Origin of the sequence: Sinorhizobium sp. P24N7 (assembly GCF_042436655.1) — a bacterium.
GTDB lineage: Bacteria > Pseudomonadota > Alphaproteobacteria > Rhizobiales > Rhizobiaceae > Sinorhizobium > Sinorhizobium meliloti_A.
This window is the reverse complement of the sequence record NZ_JBHMIW010000012.1, coordinates 66,767-92,308: the sequence shown is the minus strand read 5'-3', so window position 1 is coordinate 92,308 and position 25,542 is coordinate 66,767. Positions and strand designations below refer to the sequence as shown.

The following is a 25,542-nucleotide window of genomic DNA, read 5'->3' as shown; positions in this document are numbered from 1 at the left end:
CTACCGCGCGACGAAGAGCAGGTCGAAGCCCTTGATCTCACCTCTGGAGATCGATTTACGTATCGCGCGCCAGAGCGCCGCCCGGTTTTCCAGGCGAAAGCCGCGCAGACTTCTTATCAGACGGAGGGTCGCCACCGCAGTCCTGGCCAGACGCAGAACGGCAGGCCCGGAGAGCGACGCTGCCAGTATTTGCGGATGCACCGCGAGAAGCACGCTCGCGGTCCTCTTCCGGTCGATCGCCCGAAACTGGTCGAGCACCTTGTACTCGTAACCCTCGATATCGATCTTGAAGCAAAGCCGTTCGGTCCTCGCCATCGCCTGAAGCTCGGGAATGGTGATCGTTTTTGCCTCGATGGACATGCCGGTGTCGTCGGCGATCAGCGCAGACGTTTCGGAGCTTCCGAAACCGCCACCCACTGAATTGAGAACGAGGCATTCGTCCTGCGAGAGAGCCGCGTTGACGAGTTCGACCTCGCCGGCGTTTCCGTCTTTCATCTCGGTGAGGATACCGAAACAAACCGGGTCGGGTTCGACAACGATGACATTGTCGGCGCTTTGCGCCGCCCAATAGGGCGTCACGCCGATCCACCCGCCGATATCGATATAGGTCGTTTTCTCGTCGACGAAGCGCGCGATATTGCGAAAGGTGCCTGGCTCCCATTGGCCCGCCTGGAGGCGGCTGAAGAAGCGTGCCTTTTCCGGCTTGTCGGGAAAATAGACGGTTCGCTTGTGATAGGTGATCGCGCGCATCGCGCTTCTCTAGCGCATGAATTCACAAAGCGGAACCGTTTTCCGGGAAGTTGCGGGAGACAGGTACGGGTGGCCGAAACTCAGGCCTCTGCCCTCTGGGCGCGGCTGCGCGCCTCCGTCAACTCTGAAGTCGTCTGGCTGAGACGGTCGGCCAGCACCCGCATGATCTCGACTGCCATCTCCGGGAAATCAGCCAATAGTTTGAGGAAATCATCCTTCCGGATCCGCAATGCTTCGAGTGAGGTGGTCGTCTTGACGGTTGCCGTACGCGGCGTGTTGCAGAGGATGGCGATCTCGCCAACGATCGAATTCTGCTCCACTTCGGCGACTTTCAGCTGTCCGCTCGGCGTCGAAACGAGCACATCCGCATTGCCCGAAAGGATCACATAGGCAGCGTCGCCGATATCCCCCTGATGAAACAAATCTTCTCCCGCGCTGTACATCACCCGGTCGGAGGTGAAAGCCAGAAGCTTGAGCTTGGCAGGCGGAAGTCCGGAAAACAGCGTTATCCGGCGCAGCATTTCCACTTCATCTTTTAGGAGCATAACAGTCCGCTTCTCCGAATGCGTCGCGCTTGGTGCAAACAGGTTCTAACCCGGCCGGCGGGAACATATGCTTGCCTCCTGACAACAATATTACATCAAGATGCCAGTTCCTTGTAGTCGCTGTCTCTTGAGTGCGTTTCCACCGGTTCGTCGTGCGTCAACCGTCCGTTTTCGAAATGGGCGACGCGGTCGAAGAGTTCCGCCAGATCCTGATTGGCAAGAACCCACAATATAGCGGGCTTTCGCTCGCCATCCCTCAGGAAAGCGAAGGCCTTCCGGGTGATCTGATCCTGCGTGCGCTGGTCGAGCGCCAGAAGCGGCTGATTGAAGACGTAGAAATCCGAGACCCGGATCAGGGCACGCGCGAGATTGAGCTTCTGGCGCTGGCCGGACGTCAATCGCTTGCCGCCGGCGCCGACGTCGAAATCCAGCCCGAACACGAGCACCTTGTTGTAAAGCCCAAGCGACTCGAACAGGTCACGCACGATTGCGCGTATCCGCTCGGACCCGTCCGTGTGCTTGTGCCCGATGCGGCCGAACAGCACGTTGTCCAGGATCGTCGCCGAGGCCATGTAGCGGTCCGGCTGGTAATGCTCGATGATGCCGACGAGATCGGCCGGGAGGCCGTCGCTGAACTCACGGCGCGCCTCGACGATCTTCTGCATGAGATCGTCCGTCAGGAGACCGAAGCGATGCCGCGGCTCGATATAGCCGAAACACAGGCGGATGATCCTGATGGCATCATCCTCGGACACCTCCTCGAGCGGCTTTCCCCTCACCTTCTGAAGAAGCGCCTCGTAGGCGGGGATTTCCTCGGCCGTCATGAAGGTGAGCTGCTGGAAGAACGGGTGGTCCGGCGGCAAGTCGCGGAACAGTTCAACGACGTTCTCGGCGATTTCCAGCCCCATCTCGTAGAAGGTCTCGTGCAGGCCCGCCCGCTTCAAAACGGTCTTGAAGAAGGGATGGTCCTCGAGCGCCTTCTCCCATCGGTTGCTGTCGGTGACCGTGCCGAAGAGCAGGTTCTCCCCGACGGTCGCCTCGACATTGTAGGAGCCCGGTTCGAAGAAGACGACGAGGTCGCTGAGCTTCTCGGCCTCGAGCCTTTGCCGAAGCGCGCTGCGCATCGCCACGATCTCGCCGGCGAAAGCCTCGTGCTCGGTCGGATCGATCGTCGAACGGACAGCAAGCGCCAGGACATCATTGCTCAAGAGAACGACGTCCAGCACCGCTCTGATCTTCGCGAAGAGGTCATCCGGCCCGGTCGCGCCCGCGGCCGGGTAATCGATCCAGTCACTGTTCAGGTCGTAATGCGGATTGCCGGCGAGCTTCGCCTCCACAAGCTCCCACCTGCGTTGAGCTTCCCTGTCGCCCTCATAGACGACCTCCGTCAACGGAGCATGCTTGAGGCCGTAGAGCAGATTGTCGCCGAGGCTGCCCTGGAAGGCAAAGACGTCGGAGGAGGCGTAGGATATTCGCCTGCCCACCACCGATTCGGGCAACTCATGAATATCGACGTCGCCTATGAGGATTCGGCCGGTTGCGGGCCAGGTCAGCCGGCCGAATGCCTCGGCCAGCGCCTCGCCGCCTCCGGACGTACCCCCGGTAACCGCGACCGTTTCCCCGGGTTGGACCTGCAGCGATACATGTTCCACGACCTTCGAGCCGCCATCGTCGGCGACCGAAAGGTTGACGGCCGCCAGCGCTCCGGTGAGCGGCGTTGCCGGGTCGAGGGAAATCGCCTGCACCTTGGGGTCGATCAGCGGTTCGACGCTGAACTGTTCGACGACCTGGGCATATTTGACCTGCACATCCTGGCGCGCCTGGTCCCAATCGATCAATTCCTTCAAGGGACCCGGCAGGTCCTTGTAGGCGCCGATGACCGCGACAAGCTGGCCGATATCGAGCCGGCCCTGAAGCGCAAAATATCCGCCGATCGAATAGAACAGGAACGGCGTCACCTGGGCCAGGAAGTTGTTCAGGAATTTGACCAGAAACTTCCACTGATAGAGATCGTAGCGGATCTTGAATATCCGGCCGAGCCGCGCGGCAATGTCGGCCCGTTCGAAATTCGAGGTATCGTGGGCGCGGATCGTGCCGATGCCGTCGACGATCTCGCTGACGCGCCCCGACAGCTCACGCGCCGTCAACTGACGCTCGCGGCCGAGCACCAGCAGTCGCCTGCGCATGCGCGGGATAATGACGGCCTGAACGGCGACTATGGAGGCTGCGATGATGCCCAGCCAGAAGCTCTGGAGGAGGATGAAGATGAGCGCCGTCAGAGCCTGACCGCCGAGAAGGGCGGGCTGTACGAAGGCGTCTCCTGTGAAGCCGCCCATAGGCTCCACCTCGTCCTTGATCATGGTCGAGATTTCGGCCGGCTTGACGCGCTTGAGATAGCCGGGGGGAAAGCGCAGGACCCGGTCGACGAGCTCGAAGCGGATTCGCCGCAGAAGCCGTTCGCCGAGCCGGCCCTTGTAGGTGTTGATATAGAATTTGAAGAGCCCGTTGATGATCACGAGCAGCAGGAATACCAGGCTCAAGGCCAGCAGCATGCCTTCCCTGCCGAGATCGAAACCCGAGAAGAGGTTGACCTCACCGAAGAACGGCAGGTTGAACGAAATCGGCAGGAACGGTTGAGTCGCCTCGGGGCCGTCGAAACCTGCACCCTGGATCGGTCCGTTGACGATCTGCTTCGGCAGATCGAACGACAGGAAATAGGGAACCATCGACAGCGCCACGACCAGCAATATCCAGAGCTGCTGCTTGCGGGTGTGAGTCCAGATGTAGCGGGAAAGACGTGGTTCCATGTGCCGGTAAAGAGACCTATCTGAAATTCGGGATCGCTCGGCTGTTCTGCCGGCGGACTACAGCGCCGCAATTGGTGCCGGTCCGCCTGATCGTCAATGGGCCTGCGCTACCTCCACGAAATCGTGACTACCCGGCATGAGAGCAGAGCGATGCGCTATGTCAAGCCTCGATAGATACGCAGTACCGCTCATCTGCGCAGGCGTCTTGCCTCCACTCCTGCGGCCCACTCCGGCGCCTTGCGCTCAACTAGCCGTGAGCTTACAACAGCCGCATGACGCATGCCAGCCACTCTTCCCGCCTTCCCGAAGATTGGCGCGAAAGCGCCCATGACCTTGCCCGGGGTTGGCTGCGTATTCCGGCAGCCGGCTCGTCGGTGGCATAGCCAGGGTCATTGCGAAGCATCCGCACGCGAACATTGCCAACGCCTTCAACCACAAGCAGGTCGACTGAAAGATGTGGGCGCGCGACAAGCTCTTCGAGAGCATCGGCGCAGATTGTCGCCGGGTCGTCGTGCTCGGCGGCAGGTACGGCGTCCTGTCGGCCATGCTGCTCGAAGATTTGCGCTTCGACATCGAATTCGCCGTGAGCTGCGACCTCGATCCCGCGGTCGAGCCGATACGCACACGCTCGACTATCGCGCCCTGAATGCGGATCTGCTGACCAACACGAGCTGCGAGCAACTCGCCACGCGCGTCATGCTGATCGGGTCGGTCTAACTCCTGGAGCGGGATGAGGAAAAGTGCGGTTTTCCGCCTGCTTGCCTCGTCTCGACTTATTAGCACATCATGATCCAGGTCGATCCGACCTAAATCATCGTGATCTAAAGCGCTGTCTCGACAAAAGGCGCTCACCGATGATCCTCGCCGTTCCTGCGGCTCCGTCGAGGTCGAGCGGCGGGATGGCCGGCCTCGGTCGTGCAAGCATCGCCCTCACCTTCGCGGCCAGAAGCTCGGGCGTGATCCCCTCCTCCGGCAGCACCCCGGCGAGATCGAGCTGTTCGAGCCGTGCCGCCCGCGTGCTCTGTTCGGTCTCGCCACCCGCGGTAAAGGGGATGAGGAGGCATGCGCATCCGGCACGCAGAATGTCGCACACGGTGTTGTAGCCGGCCTGCGAGACGGAAAGGCGGGCACCGCCGAGCAAGCCACCGAAATCCCGCCGGAAACGAAAGAGGCTGACGCCCTTCGGAGCCGCGGCCGCGAATGTGTCGAAATCCGCCTGCGGCAGGTTCGGGCCTGTTATCAGGCACCAGCGAAGCGCATTCGGCAGAAGCTTCGCGGCCTCGAGCGCCGCGCCGATCAGCTCCCTGCCGACAGCGCCTCCGCCCGCCGAAACCACAATGTCGAATTTCTCGGCCGCTTCATTCGGCGGCGGCGGGGCGACGAGGCCCGTATAGATGACCTTGTCGCGGATTTCGTCGGCAAGGGGAAATGTTTCCTCGATACGGGCGAATCCGGGATCGCCGTGAACGAGTACGAGATCGAAATGGTTCTTGACGAGTTCGACGGTTTCTTCGGCCCTTCCAGGCTTGACCCTCTCCTGCAGAATGTCGCGCAGCGACGTCGCCACGAGCGGCGGCCGGTCGCTCGCCGCAATTTCAGCGAGCAGCGGCAGCAGTTCGAACCGCATCTGCCGGCGCCCGAAGGGGAAGGCCTCGATGATGACGACGTCCGGTTCCGCGCGTCGGAACGCCTCTATGAGCAGATCCCGTCGGTGCTCCTGAAAAAGGGCCGTGACCGGGTTTCCGTCGCCGTCGACAAGCCCGGAAAACCCTTTGTCGCCGGCAGTCACCGCCGGTAGCGCCACGGTCTGCACGCCTTCCCCCGGAAAGCCCGGCACCGGCGTGCCGCCGGTCACCATCGTGACCTCGAAATCCCGCTCGACCAGCGCTCCGGCAATGCGGCTCGCGCGCGCCAGATGCCCGATACCGAGTAGATGCTGCACATAGAAAAAGACGCGGGGCCTGCTCAAGGGCTTCTTCTCCATTCGCTTTCGAAGAGCCCGACCAGCTGACCGACGCTGGAGTGATGGTCGAACTCGTTGCGCACGCGCCGTTCGCCGGCGGCGCCAAGTCGCCGGCGAAGCTCCGGGTCGCGGATCAGCCGCTCCAGTGCCGCGGCAAGAGGCTCCGGGCTTTCCGGCGGCACCACCAGCCCGTTTTTGCCATCTTCAAGAAGTTCGGGAATGCCGGAGACTGCGGTCGAGATACAGGCAAGCCGCTGGCTCGACGCTTCCACGAGCACATTCGGCAGCCCGTCGCGGTCGCCATTGGCCGTCACCCGACAGGCCAGTGCGAAGATGTCGGCCTCGCGGTAGCGGTCCAAAACGTCCTTTTGATCGAGCGCCCCGTGCCAGCGGACGCGATCCTCGATGCCAAGCTTTGCAGCAAGCGCCTGGAGCCGGCCGGTGAGCTCTCCCGCACCGATGTGCTCGAAGCGCCAGTTGGCATCCGCAGGCAACAACGACAGCGCCTTCAGGAGGACGTCATATCCCTTCTTGGGAACGGCGCGCCCGACGCTGACGATGCGCACCGGATCGTCGGGATCCGAGCCGTCGCGCCGGGTATGCTCGCCTTCGAAGGCCGGGAAACGATCGAGATCGAGGCCGTGATAGCTCAGATGGACCCGGGTCTGGTCCTTCGACAGGTCCCGCAGATGCTCATAGCCGCTTCGGGTGCAGGTCACAGTCCAGCGGGCCCGGTCGAGCTTGCCCGAAAGCTCCCAATCCTCAGAGGTCCAGATGTCCTTTGCATGGGCGGAGCAAGTCCAGGGTATGCCGGTGATGATGCTCGCATAGTCCGTTACCGAGGCCGGCGTGTGAATGAAATGGGCATGCAGCCACGCGGCGTCTTCCGGCCATTCGGTTACGAGCACCAGCGCCTGGCCGAGACGGCGGAAGCGGTTGCGTGAAACGTCTCGCGCGAGGTCCCGGAGGAACGGCCCGAGCACGCGCCGGAAGCCGGGCTTCCGGACGGTCTTCACCAGCGCGCGGAGAACGCGCCACGGCTCCTCATGCAGATATTCAGGCAGGTAATGGACGGCCGCGCGTATTTCGTCATGGACGGGATGGCGCTTCCTGTCGGTCGGACGGCGCAGGGCGACCAGGACGAGCTCATGCCCTGCTCTTTCGAGGCCCAGCAGTTCCTGCGCAATGAACGTTTCCGAAAGGCGTGGATAACCCTTCAGCACGACGGCGATCTTCGGTTTCGGTAACACGTGTCTTCAGTTCGATCTTTTCACGACGGCCAAATGCTCCTTCGATCTATGATCGAGCCATTCGCCGACGATGTCGGATATGTGGACGAGGCCTTCCAGCCTCAGGCCATTGGCGCGGAGCGACGGCGGTGCGCGCTGCGGCAGCGCCTTCAGGGCCGCAGCAAGGCGCAGCGGCTCCTCCGCTTCCTGCGGAAGCAGCATGTCGACGAGCCCGAGTGCGGAGGCACGCTGGGCGCGGATCAATTGTTCTTCGCGTGGCTGAAGACGCGGCACGATCAGAGCAGGCTTGTCGAAAGAGAGAATCTCGCAATAGGTGTTGTAGCCGCCCATCGACACCACACCCCTGGCGCCGGCTACCAGTTCCTCCATGCGATTGTCGAACTCGATAATCTTGATGAATGGGATCTTGCTTCCCTTCTTGATCAGCTTGTTGCGCTGCTTTGCGGGCATGTAGGGGCCGAGGACGACGAGCGCGTTATGCGTGAGTTCGGGATCCTCCTGATAGGCGTGGATCACGTCATGGATGAGGTCCGCTCCGTCGCCGCCGCCGCCGGTGGTGACCAGTATGTAGTCGCCTTCCGGCTTATGGCCGTGCAGCGCATCGTGGGAAACGCTTCTTTGCAGAAAGCCGACGAAGTTCATGCGATCGCGCACGGCAACGGGCACGTCGAGCCCGACCAGCGGATCGTAGAAATCCGGCGGTCCGTAGACCCAAATCGAATCATAGAACTGCTCGATCTTGCGCATCGTGTCGCGCCGCTTCCATTCCTCTTCCAGGAGGTGCGGCGAGTCCATCACTTCCCTTAGGCCAAGCACCAGCCTGGTGCCGTGCGTCTTCAGGTAGGCGAGCGTATCCTCCACCTCGCCGCGCAGGCCCATCGGCTCCTTGTCGACGACGAAAATATCCGGCCGGAAGTTTTCCGCCGTCGACCGGATGATCGACTGCCGCATTTTCAACGTTTCGTGCAGCTCGATGTGGCGGTCCAGCGAAGTATATTCGCCGTTTCGGAGCTTTATGACGCTCGGAATCTTCACGAAGTCGACGCGGGCGCGATAATCGAAGGCGCCGGCGATTGTCGCACCGGAGATGATCAGGATCTGCAGTCCGCTGTAATCTTCCACCAGGGCATGGGCGATGGCGCGACAACGTCTGAGATGGCCGAGCCCGAAGGTATCGTGGCTGTACATGAGGATGCGGGCATCCTCGAAGCGCCGTGTCATACGAAAAACCTTTCGCTCAAAGATAGAAACGTCGAAGTCTATTGCAGCGATCGCTTGCAGCCAACAGCGATACCGGGGCTTATTTGTAGGGATCGGCGGCGTCGCGCAACCCGTCTCCCAGGAAGTTGAACGCCAATATCACAAGAATGACCGGGATCGTGGGGAAAAGCAGCCACGGATAGAAGGCAATGACGCTGACGCTCTTTGCCTCGGTGAGCAGGATGCCCCAGCTGGTTATCGGAGGACGCAGGCCTAGGCCGAGGAAGCTCAGCGCCGTTTCGCCAAGGATCATGCCGGGTATGGAGATCGTTGCCGTGGCGATGAGATGGGACATGAAGCCCGGAACGAGGTGGCGCCCTATGATGCGTCCGCTTTTGGCGCCCATCAACTGCGCGGCAAGGACATAGTCTTCCTCCCTGAGCGCCAGCAGCTTCGAGCGCACGGCGCGCGCAAGGCCGGTCCAATCGAGAAGGCCCAGGATGACGGTTATACCCAGATAGATGAGAAGCGGGCTCCATGTCGCCGGCATGATCGCCGCCAGGGAAAGCCAGAGCGGAATGCTCGGGATCGACTGCAGGACTTCGATCAGTCTCTGAACCACAAGGTCGAAGATCCCGCCATGATATCCGGCAAGCCCGCCGATGACGATGCCGAGAACGAAGCTGACGGTGATGCCGAGAAGTCCGATCGTCAGCGAGATCCGCGCGCCGTAGATGATCCGCGACAGCACGTCGCGGCCGAGACGGTCCGTGCCCAGGAGGAAAAGCTGCCCTCCCTCCGCCGGGCAAACCAGATGCAGATTGCTTTCGAACAAACCCCAGAAACGGTAGTCGTCCCCGCGGCAGAAGAACCGGATCCGCTCGACGGCCGTCGTATCGTCCGTGTAGTTGCGCTTCAGCGTGTCCATGTCCAGCGTCATCGTCCGGCCGTAGACGAAGGGGCCGACGAATTCACCCTCGTGGAAAAAGCGAACGCTCTGCGGCGGCGCGTAGATGAAATCGACATTGCGTGTATGCAGGTTGTAGGGCGCGAGAAACTCGCAGATCAGGATCATCCCGTAGAGCACCGCGAGGAAGATTCCCGAGACGAGCGCGACCTTGTGGCGCTTGAACTTCCACCACATCAGACGCAGCTGCGATGCCTGGTTCACCCGCACCTGCTCCTCGGTCATGACCTCCACGGAATAGGGGTCGAAGGGCGCGGTCGAAACGTAGTGCGGAAGGGGCTCGCCGGGCGCCGGGATCGGTGACGTCACTTTGTGCTCCTGCCTTGCAGACGAATTCGAGGATCGAGGACGGCGAGCGCCAGATCGGAAACCAGCACTCCGATCACGGTGAGAAACGCGAGGAACATCAGGAACGACCCGGCGAGATACATGTCCTGGCTCTGCAGCGCCTTGATCAGCATCGGGCCGGTGGTTTCGAGGGACAGCACGATTGCCGTGATTTCCGCACCCGAAATGATCGCCGGCAGGATCGACCCGATGTCCGAAATGAAGAAATTGAGCGCCATGCGCAGCGGATATTTGAGCAGGGTTCGCGTGGGCGAAAGCCCCTTGGCGCGGGCGGTCACGACATATTGCTTCTGGAGTTCGTCGAGCAGATTGGCCCTGAGGCGCCGGATCATGCCGGCGGTACCGGCCGCGCCGACGATGATGACCGGGATCCAGATATGCTCCAGTATCGACTTCGCCTTTTCCCAACTCATCGGCTCGGAAAGATACTTCTGGTCCATCAAATGGCCGATCGAAGTTCCGAACCAGATATTGGCGAAATACATGAGGACCAGGGCCAGCATGAAATTCGGGATTGCGATGCCGATGAGTCCGATCAGCGACAGGCCGTAGTCGCCCCAGCTGTACTGGTGCGTGGCAGCATAGAGGCCGATCGGAAACGCGATGACCCAGGTGAAGATGATGGTGACGAAGGAGACCAGGACCGTGAGCCACAGACGCTCGCCGACGACCTCGCTCACCGGCAATTCATACTCGAAGGAATAACCGAAATCGCCTTGGAGCATCCCCGCGACCCAGTGGACATAGCGCAGGATCGGCGGCTGGTCGAAGCCATACTGCTTACGCAGCGCCTCGATCTGTTCCATGTTGACGCCCTCGCCCTGCGCCCTGATCTCGGCGATGTAGCTTTCGAAATAGTCGCCCGGGGGCAGTTCGATGATGGCGAAGACGAGCGCGGAGATGATGAGGAGCGTCGGGACCATGACTGCGATGCGCCAGAGAATGTACCGCAGCATCTCAGTCGTCCTGTTCCAGCCAAAAGGTGTCGGGCTTGTAGGCGCCGAGGTAGCTCGTCGGGTCGAAACCGTACAACCCTTCATCGGGGAAATTGCGCAGCTTCTTCGTGACGAGGATCGGCTGCAGCGAGCTGTTGACCAGCCCGATCGAGAAGACCTGATCCGTGTAGATGGACAACATCTGTCTCCAGATGTCGGCCCGCTCGGCATCGTCCGCGGAATGCCTCCAGCGCTTGAGCAGGTCGAGGAGCTCGACGACCGCGGGAAGGTCGGGTGCCTCGCCCATTTCGCCATGCGACATATAGTTCAAACCCCAGACGGGCCACTGCAGCTGGTCGTCCGTGGTCGGTGCAAGCTGGCTGGGGCTCATGTCCGCGGTCGGCACGCCGTTGTCGAGACCGAACCACATCGACATGATGATCTCGCCGCCGACCGCGCGGCTGCGGAAGGTATCGCGCTGCGAGGTGCGAATGAACAGCGAAATGCCGACCTCGCGCCAGTAATCGGTTATGAGCTGCAGCACATCGGTATCGAGCGTGCTTTCGCCGGCCGTCTCTACGACGATCTGCGCCTTTCGGCCGTCGGGAAGAATACGGATTCCGTCGCCGCCGCGCTTGGCCAGTCCGGCCGCGTCGAGCAGCGCGTTCGCCTGTTCCGGATCATGGGCGATCCAGGCATTCGCGAATTCGGGCCGGAAGAGAGGACTTTCAGGCAGCACAGTGTCGGCGCTTTCCTTCGTCAGCCCATAAAATGCGGCCATGTTGATTTCGCGACGGTCGATTGCAAGCGACAGCGCACGACGGACGCGCACGTCCCTGAGCAGCGGCCGCCACACCGGGTCGGCAGAGTTGAGGTTCGGCAGCAGCGCCAGGCGTGACCCCGACGTCTTCTTCCAGAGCTTTACCTCGACCGGGTGCCGCTTCTCCGCATCTTTGAGATAGGTATAGTCAACGAAATCGACCCCATAGGCCTGCAGGTCGCTTTCGCCCGTGCCGGCCTTCGCCGGAATGAGCGAGGACGAACTGACGCTGAGCACGAACCGGTCGATATAAGGCAATTGCAAGCCGTTTTCGTCCACCCGATGGTAATAGGGATTGCGTTCGAACATGAACTGTTCGGCCGGCAGGGGCGTGGTGTTGCGCCACGGGTCGAGGGTCGGCAAATCCGGATTTTCGGGCCGGTAAGAGCGCGCCATCCGCATGTGCAGCTGGCTCCACTTCTTGACCCGCTGTTCCTTCAGGAACGTCTTCAGCTTGTCCTCGTCCTGATATTTTGTGTGGAACTGCTTGAGATAGGCCGAGGGCATGACGACGACCAGCGGCTGTGGTGCAGCGAGTTCCTGCAGGAAGACCGGGTTCGGCATCGGCCAGGAATAGCGGACCGTTCGCTCGTCGACGATTTCGAACTTAGGCGCCTGCCCGTCCATGACCATCGCCGGCGGCAGGCCGGCCGGGGTCAGATTCTCGTTGAGGAGCACGTCTTCGAAGCAGTAGCGGAAGTCCTCGGCCGTCAAAGGCGTGCCGTCCGACCACTTGTGGCCCTCGCGCAGATGAAAGGTGAAGATACGATCCTCGACCGTCTCGTAGCTTTCGAGAATGTCGGGCTGGAGATTGAGCTTCTCGTCGTAGCCGACCAGGCGGGTATAGCCGTAGATCGTCATCAGGCGAATGTCCTTCGCACTGCCGATCAGGCTGCGGATCGTGCCGCCGTGGCGGCCGGCCTTTCGTCCCATCGCCGCGACATCGATCACCCTCGGCGTCTTCGGCAATCGTTCGCCGACCGGCGGAAGCTTGCCTTCCTGAACGAGGGCGGCGAGCGCGTCGGTTCCGCCTGCGGCCGCGAGCATTGCTTTTGGAAACGCAGCCGACGCGAGAATGCCAAGCGCGGTTCTTCGGGTGATCATCGGCGTAACTCCCTAGCATCCACCGATTCGCGGGCGAGGACATAGTGCCCGCCACCGAGGTCGGCGGGAATAAGAGCACCGTTCTCGCCGCCGTCGGAAAATTGCGCGCCCCAGCGCTCCTGGTCCGATCCGCCGCTCGCCGCAAGTGAATCGAAGTCGAGCTTACGGTCGAGGTCGGGATAAGGAACCGCGGCGAGGAGCGACTTCGTGTAGGGGTGGACCGGATTGCGCATCAGCACCTCGCGCGGCGCCAGCTCCACGATCCGGCCCGCGCACATGACCGCGATCCGGTCGGCCATGTAGTCGACGACCGCGAGGTTGTGCGAGATGAACAGCATCGTCAGACCGAGCTCTTTCTGCAAGTCCTTGAGAAGATTGAGGATCTGTGCCTGCACCGAAACATCGAGCGCAGAAACGGGTTCATCGCAGATCAGAAGCTGCGGCACGAGCGCGAGCGCCCGGGCGATCCCGATGCGCTGCCTTTGGCCGCCGGAGAAGCTGTGGGGATAGCGATTGATGAAGCGCTGGTCGAGCCCGACCGCCTGCAAAAGGGAACGAACGTGTTCCTCACGCGATTTCGGCGTCCCTCGGCCGTGAATCTCCAGCGGCTCGCTGAGGATGTTCTTTACGGTCATGCGCGGCGAAAGCGACGAGACGGGATCCTGGAAGACCATCTGGATCTTCGCCCGCAAAGCCTTGAGTTCCCCGCCGTCGAGCTTCAGGACGTCGAGCGCGCCCTCCCCGTCGTCGAAGGTAATCGTGCCCTTGTCAGGCGTCACGGCCCGCATCAGGATCTTGCTCACGGTCGTCTTGCCGCAGCCGCTTTCGCCGACGAGCCCGAGGCATTCACCGCGGCGGATGTCGAAGCTGACATTGTCGACAGCGCGATGCCGATATGCGGTGCCGCTGCCGAACCAGCCGGAGCTGCGCGTGGAAAACGTCTTCGAAAGGTTGCGGACGGACACGAGGACATTGGGACCCGCGGCTTTCTTGACTTCGCGGTCGCCGACGATCGCGCCGGCCTTCACCGGCACCTCGCGCAACGCCTTCAGCCGCTCGCCCGGTTTCATGTCGAAGTGCGGCACGGCAGCCATCAAACCCTTGAGATAGGGATGCCGGGGATTACGGAAGATCGCATCCACAGGTCCTGCCTCGACGATCTCGCCATGGTAGATAACCACCACCTCGTCGGCCATGTTGGCAACCACCCCGAGATCGTGGGTGATCAGAAGCATGGCCATGTTGAGCTTGCTTTGAAGTTCGCGCAAAAGCTGCAATATTTGCGCCTGAACCGTCACGTCGAGGGCCGTCGTCGGTTCGTCCGCGATGAGCAGCGCCGGTCGGCAGATCAGCGCCATCGCGATCATCGCGCGCTGTCGCATGCCGCCGGAAAGTTCGAAGGGATACATGTCGTATGCCCGCTTCGGATCGGAAAAGCCGACATAGCCGAGCAGTTCCTCCGTCCTCTCGCGGCGCCCTGCCTTGTCGGTATCCGTATGGATCTTCAGCACTTCCGAAATCTGGTTGCCGATCGTGTGAAGCGGCGACAACGAGGTCATCGGCTCCTGGAAGATCTTGCTGATGCGTGCGCCGCGGATCTCCTGGATATCGCGCCCATCCGTATCCAGCGAAAGCAGGTCGACGCCCTTTGCCTCGGCTTCGGGATCGTTGAACAACACCCGGCCGCCGACGCTTGCCACGCTCGGCAGGATGCCCATGATCGCCTGGCTGATGGCCGACTTGCCGGACCCGGACTCGCCGACGAGCGCCGTCACCCTTCCGGGCAGAATTCTGAAATTCGCTCCCCGAACGGCTTCAACCTCGCCGCCCAGCACCGAGAATGTGATCCGCAGACCCTCAACTCGCAGCAGGTCCGCTCCTGACGTCATCGCAGCACGCTTCCCTCAATACCCCTCCTGCACAATTCCAACTCGAGGCCGCCCCCAAAATAAAATCATGCAGCCACTTCCTGCAGCGCCGCGCGTCTGACCCCGCGTGCAAAGCTAGCCCCGCCGGAGGCACCGTAACTTTTTGCCACTCAAAAACAGTAGCCTAGGTTAAACGGGCTGTCCAGCAGGCCACCGGAAGGTCAGGAAGCGTGGAGCGGCATTAAGAGAACGGGCAGCTGCCGTTGGTCAGGACGTCCTCGCAGCGCGGGGAACGCCGGAAATCGTCGTAATAGAGCGTCCAATCGGTCGTATCGGCGGCCCGATAAGGTCCGAACTTGAAGTACTGGTTCTCACCGAGACCCTTGTCCGCATGGCCCACATGGCCTTTGACGGAGACGATCGGCTGGCCGTTGGCAAAGAGCTCTATATGGCCCGAGCCGTCGGGGCCGGGTTTCGTGAAGACGACGAAATCGATCCAGCCGGACTTCGGATCCGGTAAGGGATTGCCATGGTTGGTAATGGTGATCCCGTCCGTGCATGAATTGAAGAGGCTGCCGTCTTCCGGCTTCCAGTTGCCGTCGGTTGCCACCAGCATGCGCATCTGGTTGACTTCCGGACGGAGCCAGACCGGCGCCTGGCCTGGGGCGCAACGCGCCGCTACGCCATCAGGGCCGGCGGTGACCGGAGGCAGATCGTTGGTTTCGACCGTGGCGAAGAGCTTTCCAAAATTCATGCGCAGCGCCAGAAAGGGGCTGAAGTCGCCCTCGGCACCGGGATCGATCTCTCGCTTCCACTGTGCGATGAGATAGCGGTGGTCGTCGCTCGGCACCGGATCGTCGAACTTTACCGAGAAGCCGTACCAGACCCCCTTGTCGTAGGGCACCCGCAACTCGGTCTTTTCCCAGATCTCCGCGCGTTCGCTGCAGCCGTCGTGATCCGCAGGGCAATTCGGCACGATGCTAAGCTTCAGCCCTCCGTTGCCGCTGCGTTTGACGGCGCTCTGGAACTCGTATGTGCCGGCGCTCTGCTCGAAATTCTTGCGATAGTAGAGCCCCCCTTCAGGCGCGAAATCCGTGCCCTCGAAACCATCGAACAATTTCCGTTCGTAGACTGCCGGCTCCTCCGCCGACTGGGCATAAGTGAGACTCGGCAGGGCAATCGCCGCGGCCAGCAGAGCTATACGAAACATCGGTCCCCTCATTGCAGCATCTTGTCGATCAGACCGCGCGGGCCAGGCGGCCGCTTCTTGTTGCGGTAGAGCAACATGACATGCTCGGCCTCGGAAAGTCCATCCTCGGTTGCATCATATGCCCGCTCCTGCGCGATTGCGGCAAGTGCGGTATCCCGCGGGTAGAGGACCGTGAACTTCTGACGAACCCCGCGCAGTTTCTCCTGCCCGAGCGTTTGCCATTCCCCGCCGCAATAATTCACGAAGGCCTCGCTCGCGACGACGCTGTGGTCATATTTCTTCGTCAGATTCTGCAGCCGCTGAACCTCGTTCACCGCAGAGCCGAACACCGAGAAGGTCAGTCGGTCGCGCAGGCCGACATTGCCGAACATGACGTTTCCGACATGCAGGGCGATGCCGTAGCCGATCGGGTCGCGGCCCTGAGTCCTGCGTTCCGCGTTGAGGGCGGCCATGCGCGCCGTCGCCGCGCCCACGGCGGCGAATGCCTCGCGGCTGGCCATCTCCGACGGCTCCTTGTGCCGGCCGCAGGGGTAGACGCCGATGAAGCCGTCGCCGATGAAGCTCAGTATCTGTCCGCCGTTGCGGTTGAAGGGCGTGGCGATCGCGTCGAAGAATCCGTTCAACGACTCGATATAGGCCTGCCGGCCTTCCTTTTCGGCAAGCATCGTCGACTGGCGCATATCCGCCATGACGAGAACTGCGCGTACCGTCTCGCCGTCGCCCCGCCGGACCTGGCCGCTCATCACGCGGCGCCCGGCATTGGCGCCAAGATAGGTGGTCAGCATGTTGTCGGCGAGCTTGCCGAGCACGGCCACTTTGGCAGCGATCGCCAGATGATTCTGAAGTCTGAGAAGGGCCGCAATGACGTCGTCGCTGAAACCACCCTGGCGGTCCGTCGTCCACGAGCCGACCATTCCGTGTTCGGATTCGGCTCCAAGAGGTTGCATGAAGGCTATGTAGTCGGTCGCTCCCTGCTCCTTCAGCTCGTCCAGAATCGGAAACTCCGAGGGCAAGGCGGGATCGATCCGGCGCCTGACATGATCGAGATTGTTGCTGAGAAGGTAATAATACGGGCTGTGCAGGAATCGCTCGGGATTGAGCGCCAATTCCTCATGGCGCAGACCGCTCACCTCGACACCCTGACCTCGCCACCAGGTGAAGCCGAGGGCGTCGTAAAGCGGGTGAAGCATCGAGAAAGACAGATGGACGCGCATGAGCGGCAGGCCCGCCGCCGCCAACCGCTCACAGAAACCGCGCACGATGGTTTCGAGTGTTTCGTCGCTGAGCGAGGTTCGCATGAGCCAGTCGGCGACCTTGTCCAGGAGGATTTGGGAAACGTTGTCGTTGATCGGGCTCATGCCATGTCCTCATCGTCGCGGCAACGGTCGCCACCGGCGCCGACCGCGAAGCAGCGATCGCTCGCTCGCGGTAGCACTGAAGTGGGTACCCGTCGGTGAAAGAAGGCTTCCGCCGCCTCCCGCGGCCGTTCGTGCAGCGATCGGGTCACCGCTGCGCTCCTGCAGATATTCACCGGGGAGCACATTTTCCAGAGACCACGAGCGATTTTTGATCGTTCCCGGATCGTACACGCAACAGCCCTGCGCATTGCACCCTGAAATTGCTGGGGTCCCTCACGACCGCGCGCCTGCCCGGGCCAGACAAAACGACGCAGGCCTTGAGACGTGCGGCTTCGCTGACGGCGCGCCGCGCTTGACTTGCGGTGGCTTTCCCGCCAACAAAACGGCACCGGGCTCCGCAGCCGGATCGCTGAAGCGGCCCTCCCGGCAACAGAACTGGAAGCCAATCTTGACCTCTCCGCATCACGACAGGCTGCTCGAATCGATCTCCCGCCGCACCGCCCGCGTCGGTGTGATCGGCCTCGGCTATGTCGGCCTGCCGCTTGCCGTTGCAATCGCGCGCTCCGGCTTCCATGTCACCGGTTTCGACATAGACCCGGGCAAGATCGTCGCGCTCGACGCCGGGAGCTCCTATATCGAAGCGGTTTCGGACGCGGCGCTTACCCGTGAAGCCGGCGCCGGGCGGTTCCGCTCCACGACCGACTTTTCGGACCTTGGCCTTTGCGACGTCATCATCATCTGCGTGCCGACGCCGCTCACCAGGCACCGCGATCCCGACCTCTCCTTCGTGGAGAATACGTCGCGCGAGATCGCTGACCGCTTGCGGCCGGGTCAGCTCGTCGTTCTGGAGTCGACCACCTATCCCGGCACCACCGACGGTATCGTGCGCTCCATCCTGGAGGAAACGGGGCTCAAGTCCGGCGCCGACTTCTTCATCGGATTCTCGCCGGAGCGGGAAGACCCGGGCAATCGCGCTTACGAGACCACGAGCATCCCCAAGGTCGTGGCCGGAGACGGCCCAACGGCCGCAGCGCTGATGGAGCGGTTCTATGCCGCCGTGGTCACGACGGTGGTTCCGGTCTCGTCCAACGCGACCGCAGAGGCGGTGAAACTGACCGAGAATATCTTCCGCGCCGTCAACATCGCCCTCGTGAACGAACTAAAGGTCGTCTACGAGGCGATGGGCATCGATGTCTGGGAGGTGATCGATGCCGCCAAGACGAAGCCCTTCGGCTACATGCCCTTCTATCCGGGACCCGGGCTCGGCGGCCACTGCATTCCCATCGATCCTTTTTATCTGACATGGAAATCCCGAGAGTACGAGCTGCCGACGCGCTTCATCGAGCTCGCCGGCGAGATCAATTCGGCAATGCCCCGTCACGTTGTGGCGAGGCTCGCCGAGGCGCTCGACCGGCGGGAGGGAAAAGCGCTCAGCCGCTCTACGGTCCTCGTCATCGGCCTTGCCTACAAGAAGAATGTTCCGGATATTCGTGAAAGCCCCTCCCTGAAGCTGATAGAACTCATCGAGGAGCGTGGCGGCAAGGCCGCCTTCTACGACCCCCATGTGGATGAAATTCCCTCGACCCGAGAACACATGGCCTTGAAGGGCCGGCGGTCGATCGTCTTCGACGAAGCGACGGTTCGCGGCTTCGATGCCGTGCTTATCGCGACCGACCACGACGCTCTCGACTATGCCGCGCTTGCCGACTGGTCGCCGCTGATCGTCGACACGCGCAACGTCTTCGCGCGCCACGGCCTTGCTGCCGAGCACATCGTCAAGGCTTGACCGCGGGGGGAGTATCCCCGGTGCTCGACAGGTCCGCTTCGGCAAGACCGGCCTTCAGGTTCCGGGCGGCCACCGCGTAGCCGCCGGCCGCACCGTCGATGAAGTGCATGTGGTCCCTGCTCATCGGGCTCGGAACGATGCACGTCATCAGCGCCGAATCCTGCCGGTGCAGCCCGTAGCGGCATATGCCCGCCGCCGCTCCCTGCTTCAGCCGTTCCTCGATACGGCGCAGCCGATCGAGACTGACGTCGATCGTCATCTTCAGCGCGTCGTCGAACTTGCGGAAGTCCGAATTGCTGGCGAGGTCGCGCGCGTATCGCTTGACGTCGAACGGTCCGAAATTGATGCCGAGCCTGAAACAGAGAAACAGTGCAAGGCTCTGCGCCGCAACGAAGGACCAGGCGAGGAAGCGCCGGCCGCTCGGCGCGACGGCGCGCGATTCCACCGTAATGCCGCGCACGGAAAGGTGCGGCTCGGGTCCTTTTTCCGGTACCGGGTGCCCGCCTCGCTCCTCCCCCTCGGCCAGGGACACGATGTCGCCGATCAGCGCCTGGTATTCCGGACCGATGCCCCGCTCCCCCGGCACCGCGATAATGGAGACGATCGCTCCGTGGTGCGAGACGATCGGATTCCAGCGGCATGACAATCCTGTCAGGTCGGGTCTCGTGCCGGGCGGCGCGGCCTCGATCTGGTAGCGGCCCGCCTTCATTTCCGCTTCCGCCCAACTGGCACCACCGCCGGAAAACATGGCGTAGGAGACCTCCTCGCTGGCCTTGAAGCGGGCGACACGCATGTCGAACCCGCTGGCGCGCACGTCGGATACCGGGACGATTGCGGCGCGAAGCTCAAGGCCCAGTTCCTCCGCCACCCATGTCTTGGCCGCGGCGAGCACGTCCCTCGCTTTTGCCGCCAGCGTTCCGGGCACGGCAGCGAGCGCCCCGTCGCCACCGAAGACGAATGCGAGGTTTTTCTCGTCGAGCCCGTTCATGAGCGCCGAGATGACGCTCGCGCCCGCCATGTTCACGCTCTTGTATCGCCCTTCGGCGATCGCTCCCGTCGAATTAACGATATCGGCAACGGCGAGCCACCAGCCGTCGGGCAAGGGCCGGTAGTTGGCCTCGTCGGCGACCCCTTCGAATGCCTCGAAAAGAGGAAGGCCCGCATAAAATTCCCTGTCGGCCGGCTGCACCATCGTTGCCAAACTCCTAGAGGCGACATCTGTTGCTGATTTCCAGGCTAGAGCGATTTTCAGCCGATTACGACGGATAAAGCACCTTCGCTTCGATGGATAGATTTCTCTTCTCGCCATGCAATGCGTGCGCGACGGCGCCAATGGCATTGCAGGACCCTCATGATTTGTGCTTGTCTAATCACTACGCCCGGGCAAAATGCCACGGCAGGCAGGATAAAGCCGGAACGGAATGCAGGACGATACATTTCGAGTGAAGTTTTGGGGCGTAAGAGGCAGCTTGCCGGTTTCCGGCGAGCAGTTCCTGCACTACGGAGGAAATACGCCCTGCATCGAAATTCGCTGCGGCAAAGAGGTGTTGTTATTCGACGCGGGCTCGGGCCTGCGCGAGGCCGGGCTGTCGCTGATGTCCGAAGGTATCGCCGAGTTCGACGTTTTTTTCACCCACACCCATTACGATCACATCATCGGCCTGCCCTATTTCAAGCCGATCTACCGCTGCAGCTCCGCCGTCCGCTTCTGGTCCGGCCATCTCCACGGCACGATGTCCACGGCCGAAATGATCAACGAGTTCATGAGACCGCCATGGTTCCCGGTCGGAACGGGCATCTGCCAGGCGAGCCTCGACACCGTCGATTTCCGTCCGGGTGAAACACTATCGCCGCGAGAAGAAATTTCCATTCGCACCATGAGCCTCGTGCATCCCGGGGGATGTGTCGGCTACCGTATCGAATGGGGCGGACGGGCGGTCGCGCTCGTCTACGACACGGAACACGAACCCGGGATTCTCGACCCCGCACTCCTCGAATTCATCGCCGGAGCCGATCTGATGATCTATGACTGCACCTATCTGGAAAGCGAGATGCCGACCTTTCGCGGCTACGGACACTCGACCGGGATGCATGGATCAAAGCTCGCCAAAGCCGCAGGCGTCACGCGCCTCGCCATGTTCCACCACGATCCGTCGCGCACCGACGCCGCACTCGCCGCCATGGAACAGGAAGTCCAGGCTTTCTTCTCGGGTGCCTTTGCCGCGTGCGACCGTCAGGTCATCGATCTATAAGATCTGCGACACGGTTACTGCTGGAATGCTCGGCTGATTCGCGCCGGTCACAACCCAGGCGTCAGCGCTCCTGCCCGCCCTTTCTGAGCAAAGCCACTCCTTCGGAATGGGTCACCTTTGGCGCGCCGTCGAAATATGGGCCGACGAGACGCCGCCACTCCTGGAAATCATCAGAATTGCGGAAGCCGACCATGTGATCGTCGACCGTCTCCCATTTGACCAGCAGACGATAAAGATGCGGCGTCTCGACGACCCGGTGCAGCGCCACGCCGTGGCAGCCTTTCGCCCTCAGAAACAGGGGCGCCGCTCGTGACACGCCCGCTTCGAATTGCGCCTCGCTGCCGGGTTTGACGGAAATCTCCGCGACTTCAACGATCATGATTTCGCTCCCTGCTGATGGTGTTCCGCATCGATCGGACGCTCCTCTCCGGTAGCGATCATGGTCCGGGTCGCATCTATGGAGGCATAGATCCAGAAAATGCGCATTGGCTCGGTCTCAGACGCATTGATGAAGCGATGGGGAACGTTTGCCGGGATCCAGGTCGTGTCGTTGGGTCCGAGCGGGTATCGGACCCCGTCGATTTCGGCAATGGCCTGCCCGTCGAGGACCATCACGCTCTCTTCGCAATTATGTTTGTGAAGACCGATCGCGGCGCTAGGGTCGAAAGCGGTGATGCCGTTGATCATGGTGGTCGAGCCGCATTTGCGCGTCACGAGCGGCGTCGTGCGGGCGCCGTTGCCACGATCATTGCTCTTGAGCTCCTTTGGGCGAAGGATTGCTGGCTGGGTCATCTGGGTTCTCCTTATTCCGGCGCCTTGGCGACAGGCTGGGCTGCGTTGGCCGGGCCGATCCAGACGGTCTTGATGTTGACGAACTCGCGGATGCCGTAGACACCGAGCTCGCGGCCGTAGCCTGAACGCTTGATCCCGCCGAAGGGGTATCGGGGGTCGGAGGCGACCATGCCGTTGATGAAGACAGCGCCCGCGTCGATCTCGCGCGCGAGCCGGCGTGCACGCTCTACATCTGCGGTCCAGATCGCCGAGCCGAGACCATATTCGGTCTGATTGGCCAGCCGAACCGCTTCTTCGGCATCTCTGACGCGGACGATGGCCGCGACCGGTCCAAAGGTCTCCTCGCAGAAGGCGGCCATCTCCGGGCGCACATGATCGAGCACGGTCGGCGGATAAAAATAGCCTGGCCGGTTCAGCGGCGCGCCGCCGAGCCTGCATTCAGCGCCCGCCGCAATTGTCTTTTCGACCTGTGCGTGCAGGCTGCTCATCAGGTTTTCCCGTGCCATCGGACCGATACCGGTATCGCGCTCCATGGGATCGCCCAACTTCAGTTGCGCGGCTTTCTCGCAGAAGAGCTCGACGAAACGGTCGGCGATCGCTTCTTCGACGATGAAGCGCTTGGCGTTGACACAGGACTGCCCGACATTGATGTAGCGCGCCTTGACCGCGACGTTTGTCGCCTCTTCGAGATCGGCGTCGGCAAGCACGATGAAGGGGTCGGAGCCACCGAGTTCCAGCACCTGCTTTTTCAGCGCGTTGCCGGCCTGCGACGCAACGATGGCGCCCACTTCGGTGGAGCCCGTCAGCGTGACAGCTGCGATCCTGTCGTCCGCAATGATGCCGGCCACTTTGGCCGGCTCGATCAGCAGGGTGGCAAAGAGGCCCTCCGGGCAACCTGCCTCGCGCATGATTTCCTCGATGGCGAGTGCACATTCCGGCACATTGTTCGCGTGCTTCAGTACGGCACCGTTCCCCGCGGCGAAAGCCGGCGCTGCAAAACGAAAAAACTGCCAGAAGGGATAGTTCCAGGGCATGATGGCGAGGACAACACCAAGCGGCTCGAAGACGACGGCGCTTTCGGACGCATTCGAGGCGACCGTTTCGTCGGCGAGGTATTGCGCCGCGTGCTCGGCATAGAAGTCGCAGTTGTAGGCACATTTTTCGATTTCCGCCTCAGCCTCGACGATCGGCTTGCCCATCTCGCGCGTGATCATCTCAGCATAGCGCGACTTGCCGGCACGCAGCACTCCGGCCATGGCGCCAAGCAGTCGAACCCGCTCTTGGACAGGCTTCTTGCGCCACGCCTTTTGCGTCTTTGCGGCGGCCGAAAGCGCTGCATCGACAAAGGCATCGTCATGGAGTTCGTAGCGGGCAAGTTCCTCGCCGGTGGCCGGATTGGTCGTGACGATCATCGCCATCTCCTTCATTCTTCTTGATTGAGTAAAGCCTTGCGTGGCCTTGCACGTCGTCAACGCAGGTCGCGGCTGCTCGCAAGCACGCCGTCCACGATGTCCTCGCGGAGCTTGTTTTCTGCACTCATCGTCCTGCAAGCCTCTCCAAGGCCTTTGTGAAAAAATCCGGGGCGCCGAAGTTCCCTGACTTCAGCGCGAGCGCCACCGGTTCATCTCCTTTCGACAGAAGGACCGGGACCCCCGGGTCGATCTCAGACCCGATTGTCAGCGTACCAAGATCGAGCGCCGAAACCACCGCGCCCGATGTTTCCCCGCCGGCAACGACCAGCCGGCGTATGCCCGCGCCAATCAGTTCCCGTGCCGTCTCAGCAAAGAGATTGTCGAGGGCTTCGGCGACCTTTTCCCGGCCAAAGCGCGCCTGGATCGCCTGAACCTCGTCAGGGGTGCCCGAGGAATAGACGAGTGGTGCCTTTCCCCGGTTGGCAAGCAGGAACGAAGTCAGGTCGACCGTCGTCACCGTTCCATTCATGACGCCGGCAACATCGATGGCAAGCGTCGGATAAGAATTCCGATGGTGGTCCACCTGTTCCCGGGTCGCGCCGGAACAGCTGCCGGCAAGAATGGCCTCCGGACCATCGACGCCGAAGCTCACCGAACTCTGTCCCTTGGCTAACCCGCGGGCGATAAAATTTGCCGGCAGCCCGATCGCAATTCCGGAGCCTCCCGTGACAAGGCGATGATCGGCGACAGCCTTGCCGATCACGACGAGGTCGTCATCGGTGATCGCATCGACGACTACGAGAGCATGGTTGTCATCGCCATGCCTGCGCAAGACGGCCTCGATCGCCGAAGTCCCGCTGCGGACGGTGGCAATGTCGACATGTCCGACATCCGAGGTCGTCTGCAGCCGTAGCCAACGGCGGATATCGGCATCGGTCATTGGATTGAGCGGGTGCTTCTCCAGACCAGACTCGTCAAGAAGACGATCTTTTACAAAGATATGCCCCTGATATAACGTGCGTCCGGCCCCTGGGAATGCCGGGCAGACGACGACACCCTTCACGGCAAGCGCGTCGGCGAGCGCCTCCGCGACCGGACCGATGTTTCCGGCCGGCGTGGAATCGAACGTCGAGCAATATTTGAAGACGATCTGTTCGCAGCCCTGATCGAGCAGCCATCTCAGCGCTTCCAGCGATTGCTCGACGGCTACGGCCGCATCGATGGAGCGGCTCTTCAGCGCAATCACGCCCGCCTCGACCTTCGCGTCGGCCGCAGCGCTCGGAACACCTAGACATTGCACGGTGCGAAGGCCGCCCTGCCCCGGCAGGCCCTTCGCGATCGTGTTGGCGATGTCGCTCGCCCCGGTGAAATCGTCCGCAATGACCCCGAGAAGCATCGGTTCTACTCTCTTTCAGTTCTACGACGAAGGGCTGACAATGACGCTGCGCTCGAAGCCAGCCGCTCCTCGATGACACGCGTTCGCGACCTAGCCGAGCAAACGGCGAAGCTTGGCAACGGCGGCGTCGGGGCTGTTCAGCACGGGAATGGTCGTGACCGCCTGCACCGCCTGAAACGCCCGCGCCGTCGAGAAATGCGCAAGCGTGATCGCGTCAAAGCCCTCAAGCCTGGCAGCGGCCTCCGCCACCAGCCGGTTGTGCGTCGCCTCGTCACCGGCCCTCACGGCTCCGATCGCGCCCTCGACGAGGAAGCTTTCAATTTCGGCGGACGGGTCCACACGGGCGGCCTCCTCGCGGAATTCGGCTTCCATTCCCTCCCTCGCGGGCGGAAACGTGTAGAGCATTGCCGTTCGCCCGCCCTTGCGGATGGCGGTCTCGAACATCGCCTCGTTCGGCTTGAGGACGGGGATATCAAGCGTTGATGCAGCCCGTTCGATGGCGGTGCCGAAGGACGAACAGGTGAACAGGACCGCATCGCTGCCGATCATGCGCGCATATCTGGCCAATGCTACGATGCGATCCGTCATCTGCTCGGTTAAGGCCCCGTCCCTCGCCCTGTCAGGGGAAAGGCTGTCCTCGAGAATGTTCACCCACTCGGCGTCCGGCCAGGCCTTGTCGAAGGCCGCCTTGATCGGATCCATGGCAATCGGTGTCGCGTGAATGAGCGCGATTCTCGGCTGTGTCGTCATTTGTCGATCCTGGAAAAGAGGTGGCGGCC

20 protein-coding genes and 1 pseudogene are annotated in these 25,542 nt (G+C 62.0%); 3 read left to right on the top strand and 18 right to left on the bottom strand.

Annotated features, from left to right (window positions below; all coding sequences use genetic code 11):
* From ACFHWW_RS21255 to ACFHWW_RS21245, 3 genes are all read right to left on the bottom strand, one after another.
* On the bottom strand, positions 1–750 hold the full coding sequence (locus ACFHWW_RS21255; RefSeq protein ID WP_275599021.1) for an FkbM family methyltransferase: 750 nt from the start codon (positions 748–750) through the stop codon (positions 1–3).
* Positions 751–830: 80 nt separating this feature from the next.
* Positions 831–1,295 (bottom strand): cyclic nucleotide-binding domain-containing protein, encoded by a 465-nt coding sequence (locus tag ACFHWW_RS21250; protein ID WP_100670470.1) that lies wholly within the window; start codon positions 1,293–1,295, stop codon positions 831–833.
* A gap of 95 nt (positions 1,296–1,390) precedes the next feature.
* Positions 1,391–4,102 (bottom strand): ABC transporter transmembrane domain-containing protein, encoded by a 2,712-nt coding sequence (locus ACFHWW_RS21245; protein WP_379940643.1) that lies wholly within the window; start codon positions 4,100–4,102, stop codon positions 1,391–1,393.
* 272 nt (positions 4,103–4,374) lie between these two features.
* Between ACFHWW_RS21245 and ACFHWW_RS21240 the strand changes: the two are divergent.
* Positions 4,375–4,786: pseudogene (locus ACFHWW_RS21240) on the top strand (class I SAM-dependent methyltransferase); the annotation flags it as partial.
* A gap of 127 nt (positions 4,787–4,913) precedes the next feature.
* Here the strand turns inward: ACFHWW_RS21240 and ACFHWW_RS21235 are convergent.
* The 9 genes from ACFHWW_RS21235 to ACFHWW_RS21195 form a co-directional block, all read right to left on the bottom strand.
* On the bottom strand, positions 4,914–6,086 hold the full coding sequence (locus ACFHWW_RS21235) for a glycosyltransferase family protein (protein WP_379940641.1): 1,173 nt from the start codon (positions 6,084–6,086) through the stop codon (positions 4,914–4,916).
* Positions 6,068–7,315 (bottom strand): glycosyltransferase family 4 protein, encoded by a 1,248-nt coding sequence (locus ACFHWW_RS21230; RefSeq protein ID WP_275599020.1) that lies wholly within the window; start codon positions 7,313–7,315, stop codon positions 6,068–6,070. Before ACFHWW_RS21230 ends, ACFHWW_RS21235 begins: the two co-directional genes overlap by 19 nt.
* Before the next feature lie 6 nt (positions 7,316–7,321).
* On the bottom strand, positions 7,322–8,536 hold the full coding sequence (locus ACFHWW_RS21225; RefSeq protein ID WP_275599019.1) for a glycosyltransferase family protein: 1,215 nt from the start codon (positions 8,534–8,536) through the stop codon (positions 7,322–7,324).
* Between the two features lie 79 nt (positions 8,537–8,615).
* Positions 8,616–9,791 carry an ABC transporter permease gene (locus ACFHWW_RS21220; protein ID WP_379940639.1) on the bottom strand — a complete coding sequence of 392 codons (1,176 nt, stop codon included), beginning with the start codon at positions 9,789–9,791 and terminating at the stop codon, positions 8,616–8,618.
* Positions 9,788–10,786 (bottom strand): ABC transporter permease, encoded by a 999-nt coding sequence (locus ACFHWW_RS21215; RefSeq protein WP_003531312.1) that lies wholly within the window; start codon positions 10,784–10,786, stop codon positions 9,788–9,790. The genes ACFHWW_RS21220 and ACFHWW_RS21215 overlap by 4 nt, the downstream gene beginning before the upstream one ends.
* 1 nt (position 10,787) lies before the next feature.
* Positions 10,788–12,689 carry an ABC transporter substrate-binding protein gene (locus tag ACFHWW_RS21210; protein WP_275599016.1) on the bottom strand — a complete coding sequence of 634 codons (1,902 nt, stop codon included), beginning with the start codon at positions 12,687–12,689 and terminating at the stop codon, positions 10,788–10,790.
* Complete coding sequence (locus ACFHWW_RS21205) at positions 12,686–14,578, bottom strand: ABC transporter ATP-binding protein (RefSeq protein ID WP_100670482.1); 1,893 nt, start codon at positions 14,576–14,578, stop codon at positions 12,686–12,688. Before ACFHWW_RS21205 ends, ACFHWW_RS21210 begins: the two co-directional genes overlap by 4 nt.
* A 220-nt stretch (positions 14,579–14,798) precedes the next feature.
* Positions 14,799–15,767 carry a polysaccharide lyase gene (locus ACFHWW_RS21200; RefSeq protein WP_379940635.1) on the bottom strand — a complete coding sequence of 323 codons (969 nt, stop codon included), beginning with the start codon at positions 15,765–15,767 and terminating at the stop codon, positions 14,799–14,801.
* Between the two features lie 8 nt (positions 15,768–15,775).
* Positions 15,776–17,125: an adenylate/guanylate cyclase domain-containing protein gene (locus ACFHWW_RS21195; RefSeq protein WP_100670486.1), complete on the bottom strand. Its 1,350-nt coding sequence runs from the start codon at positions 17,123–17,125 to the stop codon at positions 15,776–15,778.
* A gap of 448 nt (positions 17,126–17,573) precedes the next feature.
* Between ACFHWW_RS21195 and ACFHWW_RS21190 the strand changes: the two genes are divergently transcribed.
* Positions 17,574–18,911 carry a nucleotide sugar dehydrogenase gene (locus ACFHWW_RS21190; RefSeq protein WP_379940633.1) on the top strand — a complete coding sequence of 446 codons (1,338 nt, stop codon included), beginning with the start codon at positions 17,574–17,576 and terminating at the stop codon, positions 18,909–18,911.
* On the opposite strand, the gene ACFHWW_RS21185 is transcribed toward ACFHWW_RS21190, so the two are convergent.
* On the bottom strand, positions 18,901–20,103 hold the full coding sequence (locus ACFHWW_RS21185) for a DUF3095 domain-containing protein (RefSeq protein ID WP_379940630.1): 1,203 nt from the start codon (positions 20,101–20,103) through the stop codon (positions 18,901–18,903). The two genes, ACFHWW_RS21190 and ACFHWW_RS21185, sit on opposite strands and share 11 nt — an antisense overlap.
* 229 nt (positions 20,104–20,332) lie before the next feature.
* Here ACFHWW_RS21185 and ACFHWW_RS21180 point away from each other — a divergent pair, with 229 nt between their 5' ends.
* A complete protein-coding gene (locus ACFHWW_RS21180) occupies positions 20,333–21,163 on the top strand; it encodes an MBL fold metallo-hydrolase (protein ID WP_379940628.1) in 831 nt (276 codons plus the stop codon).
* Positions 21,164–21,224: 61 nt separating this feature from the next.
* On the opposite strand, the gene ACFHWW_RS21175 is transcribed toward ACFHWW_RS21180, so the two are convergent.
* The 5 genes from ACFHWW_RS21175 to ACFHWW_RS21155 all read right to left on the bottom strand — a co-directional run bounded on the left by ACFHWW_RS21175 (position 21,225) and on the right by ACFHWW_RS21155 (position 25,513).
* Positions 21,225–21,542, bottom strand: coding sequence for an antibiotic biosynthesis monooxygenase family protein (locus ACFHWW_RS21175; protein WP_379940626.1), 318 nt, complete (start codon positions 21,540–21,542; stop codon positions 21,225–21,227).
* The gene (locus tag ACFHWW_RS21170) at positions 21,539–21,955 is read right to left on the bottom strand and encodes a cupin domain-containing protein (RefSeq protein WP_379940624.1); all 417 of its coding nucleotides are present in this window, start codon (positions 21,953–21,955) and stop codon (positions 21,539–21,541) included. Before ACFHWW_RS21170 ends, ACFHWW_RS21175 begins: the two co-directional genes overlap by 4 nt.
* 11 nt (positions 21,956–21,966) lie before the next feature.
* Positions 21,967–23,367 (bottom strand): NAD-dependent succinate-semialdehyde dehydrogenase, encoded by a 1,401-nt coding sequence (locus tag ACFHWW_RS21165; RefSeq protein WP_379940621.1) that lies wholly within the window; start codon positions 23,365–23,367, stop codon positions 21,967–21,969.
* Between the two features lie 124 nt (positions 23,368–23,491).
* Entirely contained in the window at positions 23,492–24,763 is a 1,272-nt protein-coding gene (otnK, locus tag ACFHWW_RS21160; RefSeq protein ID WP_379940618.1) for a 3-oxo-tetronate kinase, read from the bottom strand.
* Positions 24,764–24,853: 90 nt separating this feature from the next.
* Positions 24,854–25,513, bottom strand: coding sequence for an aspartate/glutamate racemase family protein (locus tag ACFHWW_RS21155; RefSeq protein WP_379940616.1), 660 nt, complete (start codon positions 25,511–25,513; stop codon positions 24,854–24,856).
* Positions 25,514–25,542: the final 29 nt, after the last annotated feature.

Bases quoted from the DNA above. Each gene is read 5' to 3' on its own strand.
- ACFHWW_RS21245 (WP_379940643.1), bottom strand. From the start codon at position 4,102: ATGGAACCACGTCTTTCCCGCTACATCTGGACTCACACCCGCAAGCAG.
- ACFHWW_RS21165 (WP_379940621.1), bottom strand. From the start codon at position 23,367: ATGATCGTCACGACCAATCCGGCCACCGGCGAGGAACTTGCCCGCTAC.
- ACFHWW_RS21250 (WP_100670470.1), bottom strand. From the start codon at position 1,295: ATGCTCCTAAAAGATGAAGTGGAAATGCTGCGCCGGATAACGCTGTTT.
- ACFHWW_RS21205 (WP_100670482.1), bottom strand. From the start codon at position 14,578: ATGACGTCAGGAGCGGACCTGCTGCGAGTTGAGGGTCTGCGGATCACA.
- ACFHWW_RS21235 (WP_379940641.1), bottom strand. From the start codon at position 6,086: ATGGAGAAGAAGCCCTTGAGCAGGCCCCGCGTCTTTTTCTATGTGCAG.
- ACFHWW_RS21185 (WP_379940630.1), bottom strand. From the start codon at position 20,103: ATGGTGCAGCCGGCCGACAGGGAATTTTATGCGGGCCTTCCTCTTTTC.
- ACFHWW_RS21210 (WP_275599016.1), bottom strand. From the start codon at position 12,689: ATGATCACCCGAAGAACCGCGCTTGGCATTCTCGCGTCGGCTGCGTTT.
- ACFHWW_RS21200 (WP_379940635.1), bottom strand. From the start codon at position 15,767: ATGTTTCGTATAGCTCTGCTGGCCGCGGCGATTGCCCTGCCGAGTCTC.
- otnK (WP_379940618.1), bottom strand. From the start codon at position 24,763: ATGCTTCTCGGGGTCATTGCGGACGATTTCACCGGGGCGAGCGACATC.
- ACFHWW_RS21195 (WP_100670486.1), bottom strand. From the start codon at position 17,125: ATGAGCCCGATCAACGACAACGTTTCCCAAATCCTCCTGGACAAGGTC.
- ACFHWW_RS21170 (WP_379940624.1), bottom strand. From the start codon at position 21,955: ATGACCCAGCCAGCAATCCTTCGCCCAAAGGAGCTCAAGAGCAATGAT.
- ACFHWW_RS21180 (WP_379940628.1), top strand. From the start codon at position 20,333: ATGCAGGACGATACATTTCGAGTGAAGTTTTGGGGCGTAAGAGGCAGC.
- ACFHWW_RS21255 (WP_275599021.1), bottom strand. From the start codon at position 750: ATGCGCGCGATCACCTATCACAAGCGAACCGTCTATTTTCCCGACAAG.
- ACFHWW_RS21155 (WP_379940616.1), bottom strand. From the start codon at position 25,513: ATGACGACACAGCCGAGAATCGCGCTCATTCACGCGACACCGATTGCC.
- ACFHWW_RS21215 (WP_003531312.1), bottom strand. From the start codon at position 10,786: ATGCTGCGGTACATTCTCTGGCGCATCGCAGTCATGGTCCCGACGCTC.
- ACFHWW_RS21225 (WP_275599019.1), bottom strand. From the start codon at position 8,536: ATGACACGGCGCTTCGAGGATGCCCGCATCCTCATGTACAGCCACGAT.
- ACFHWW_RS21175 (WP_379940626.1), bottom strand. From the start codon at position 21,542: ATGATCGTTGAAGTCGCGGAGATTTCCGTCAAACCCGGCAGCGAGGCG.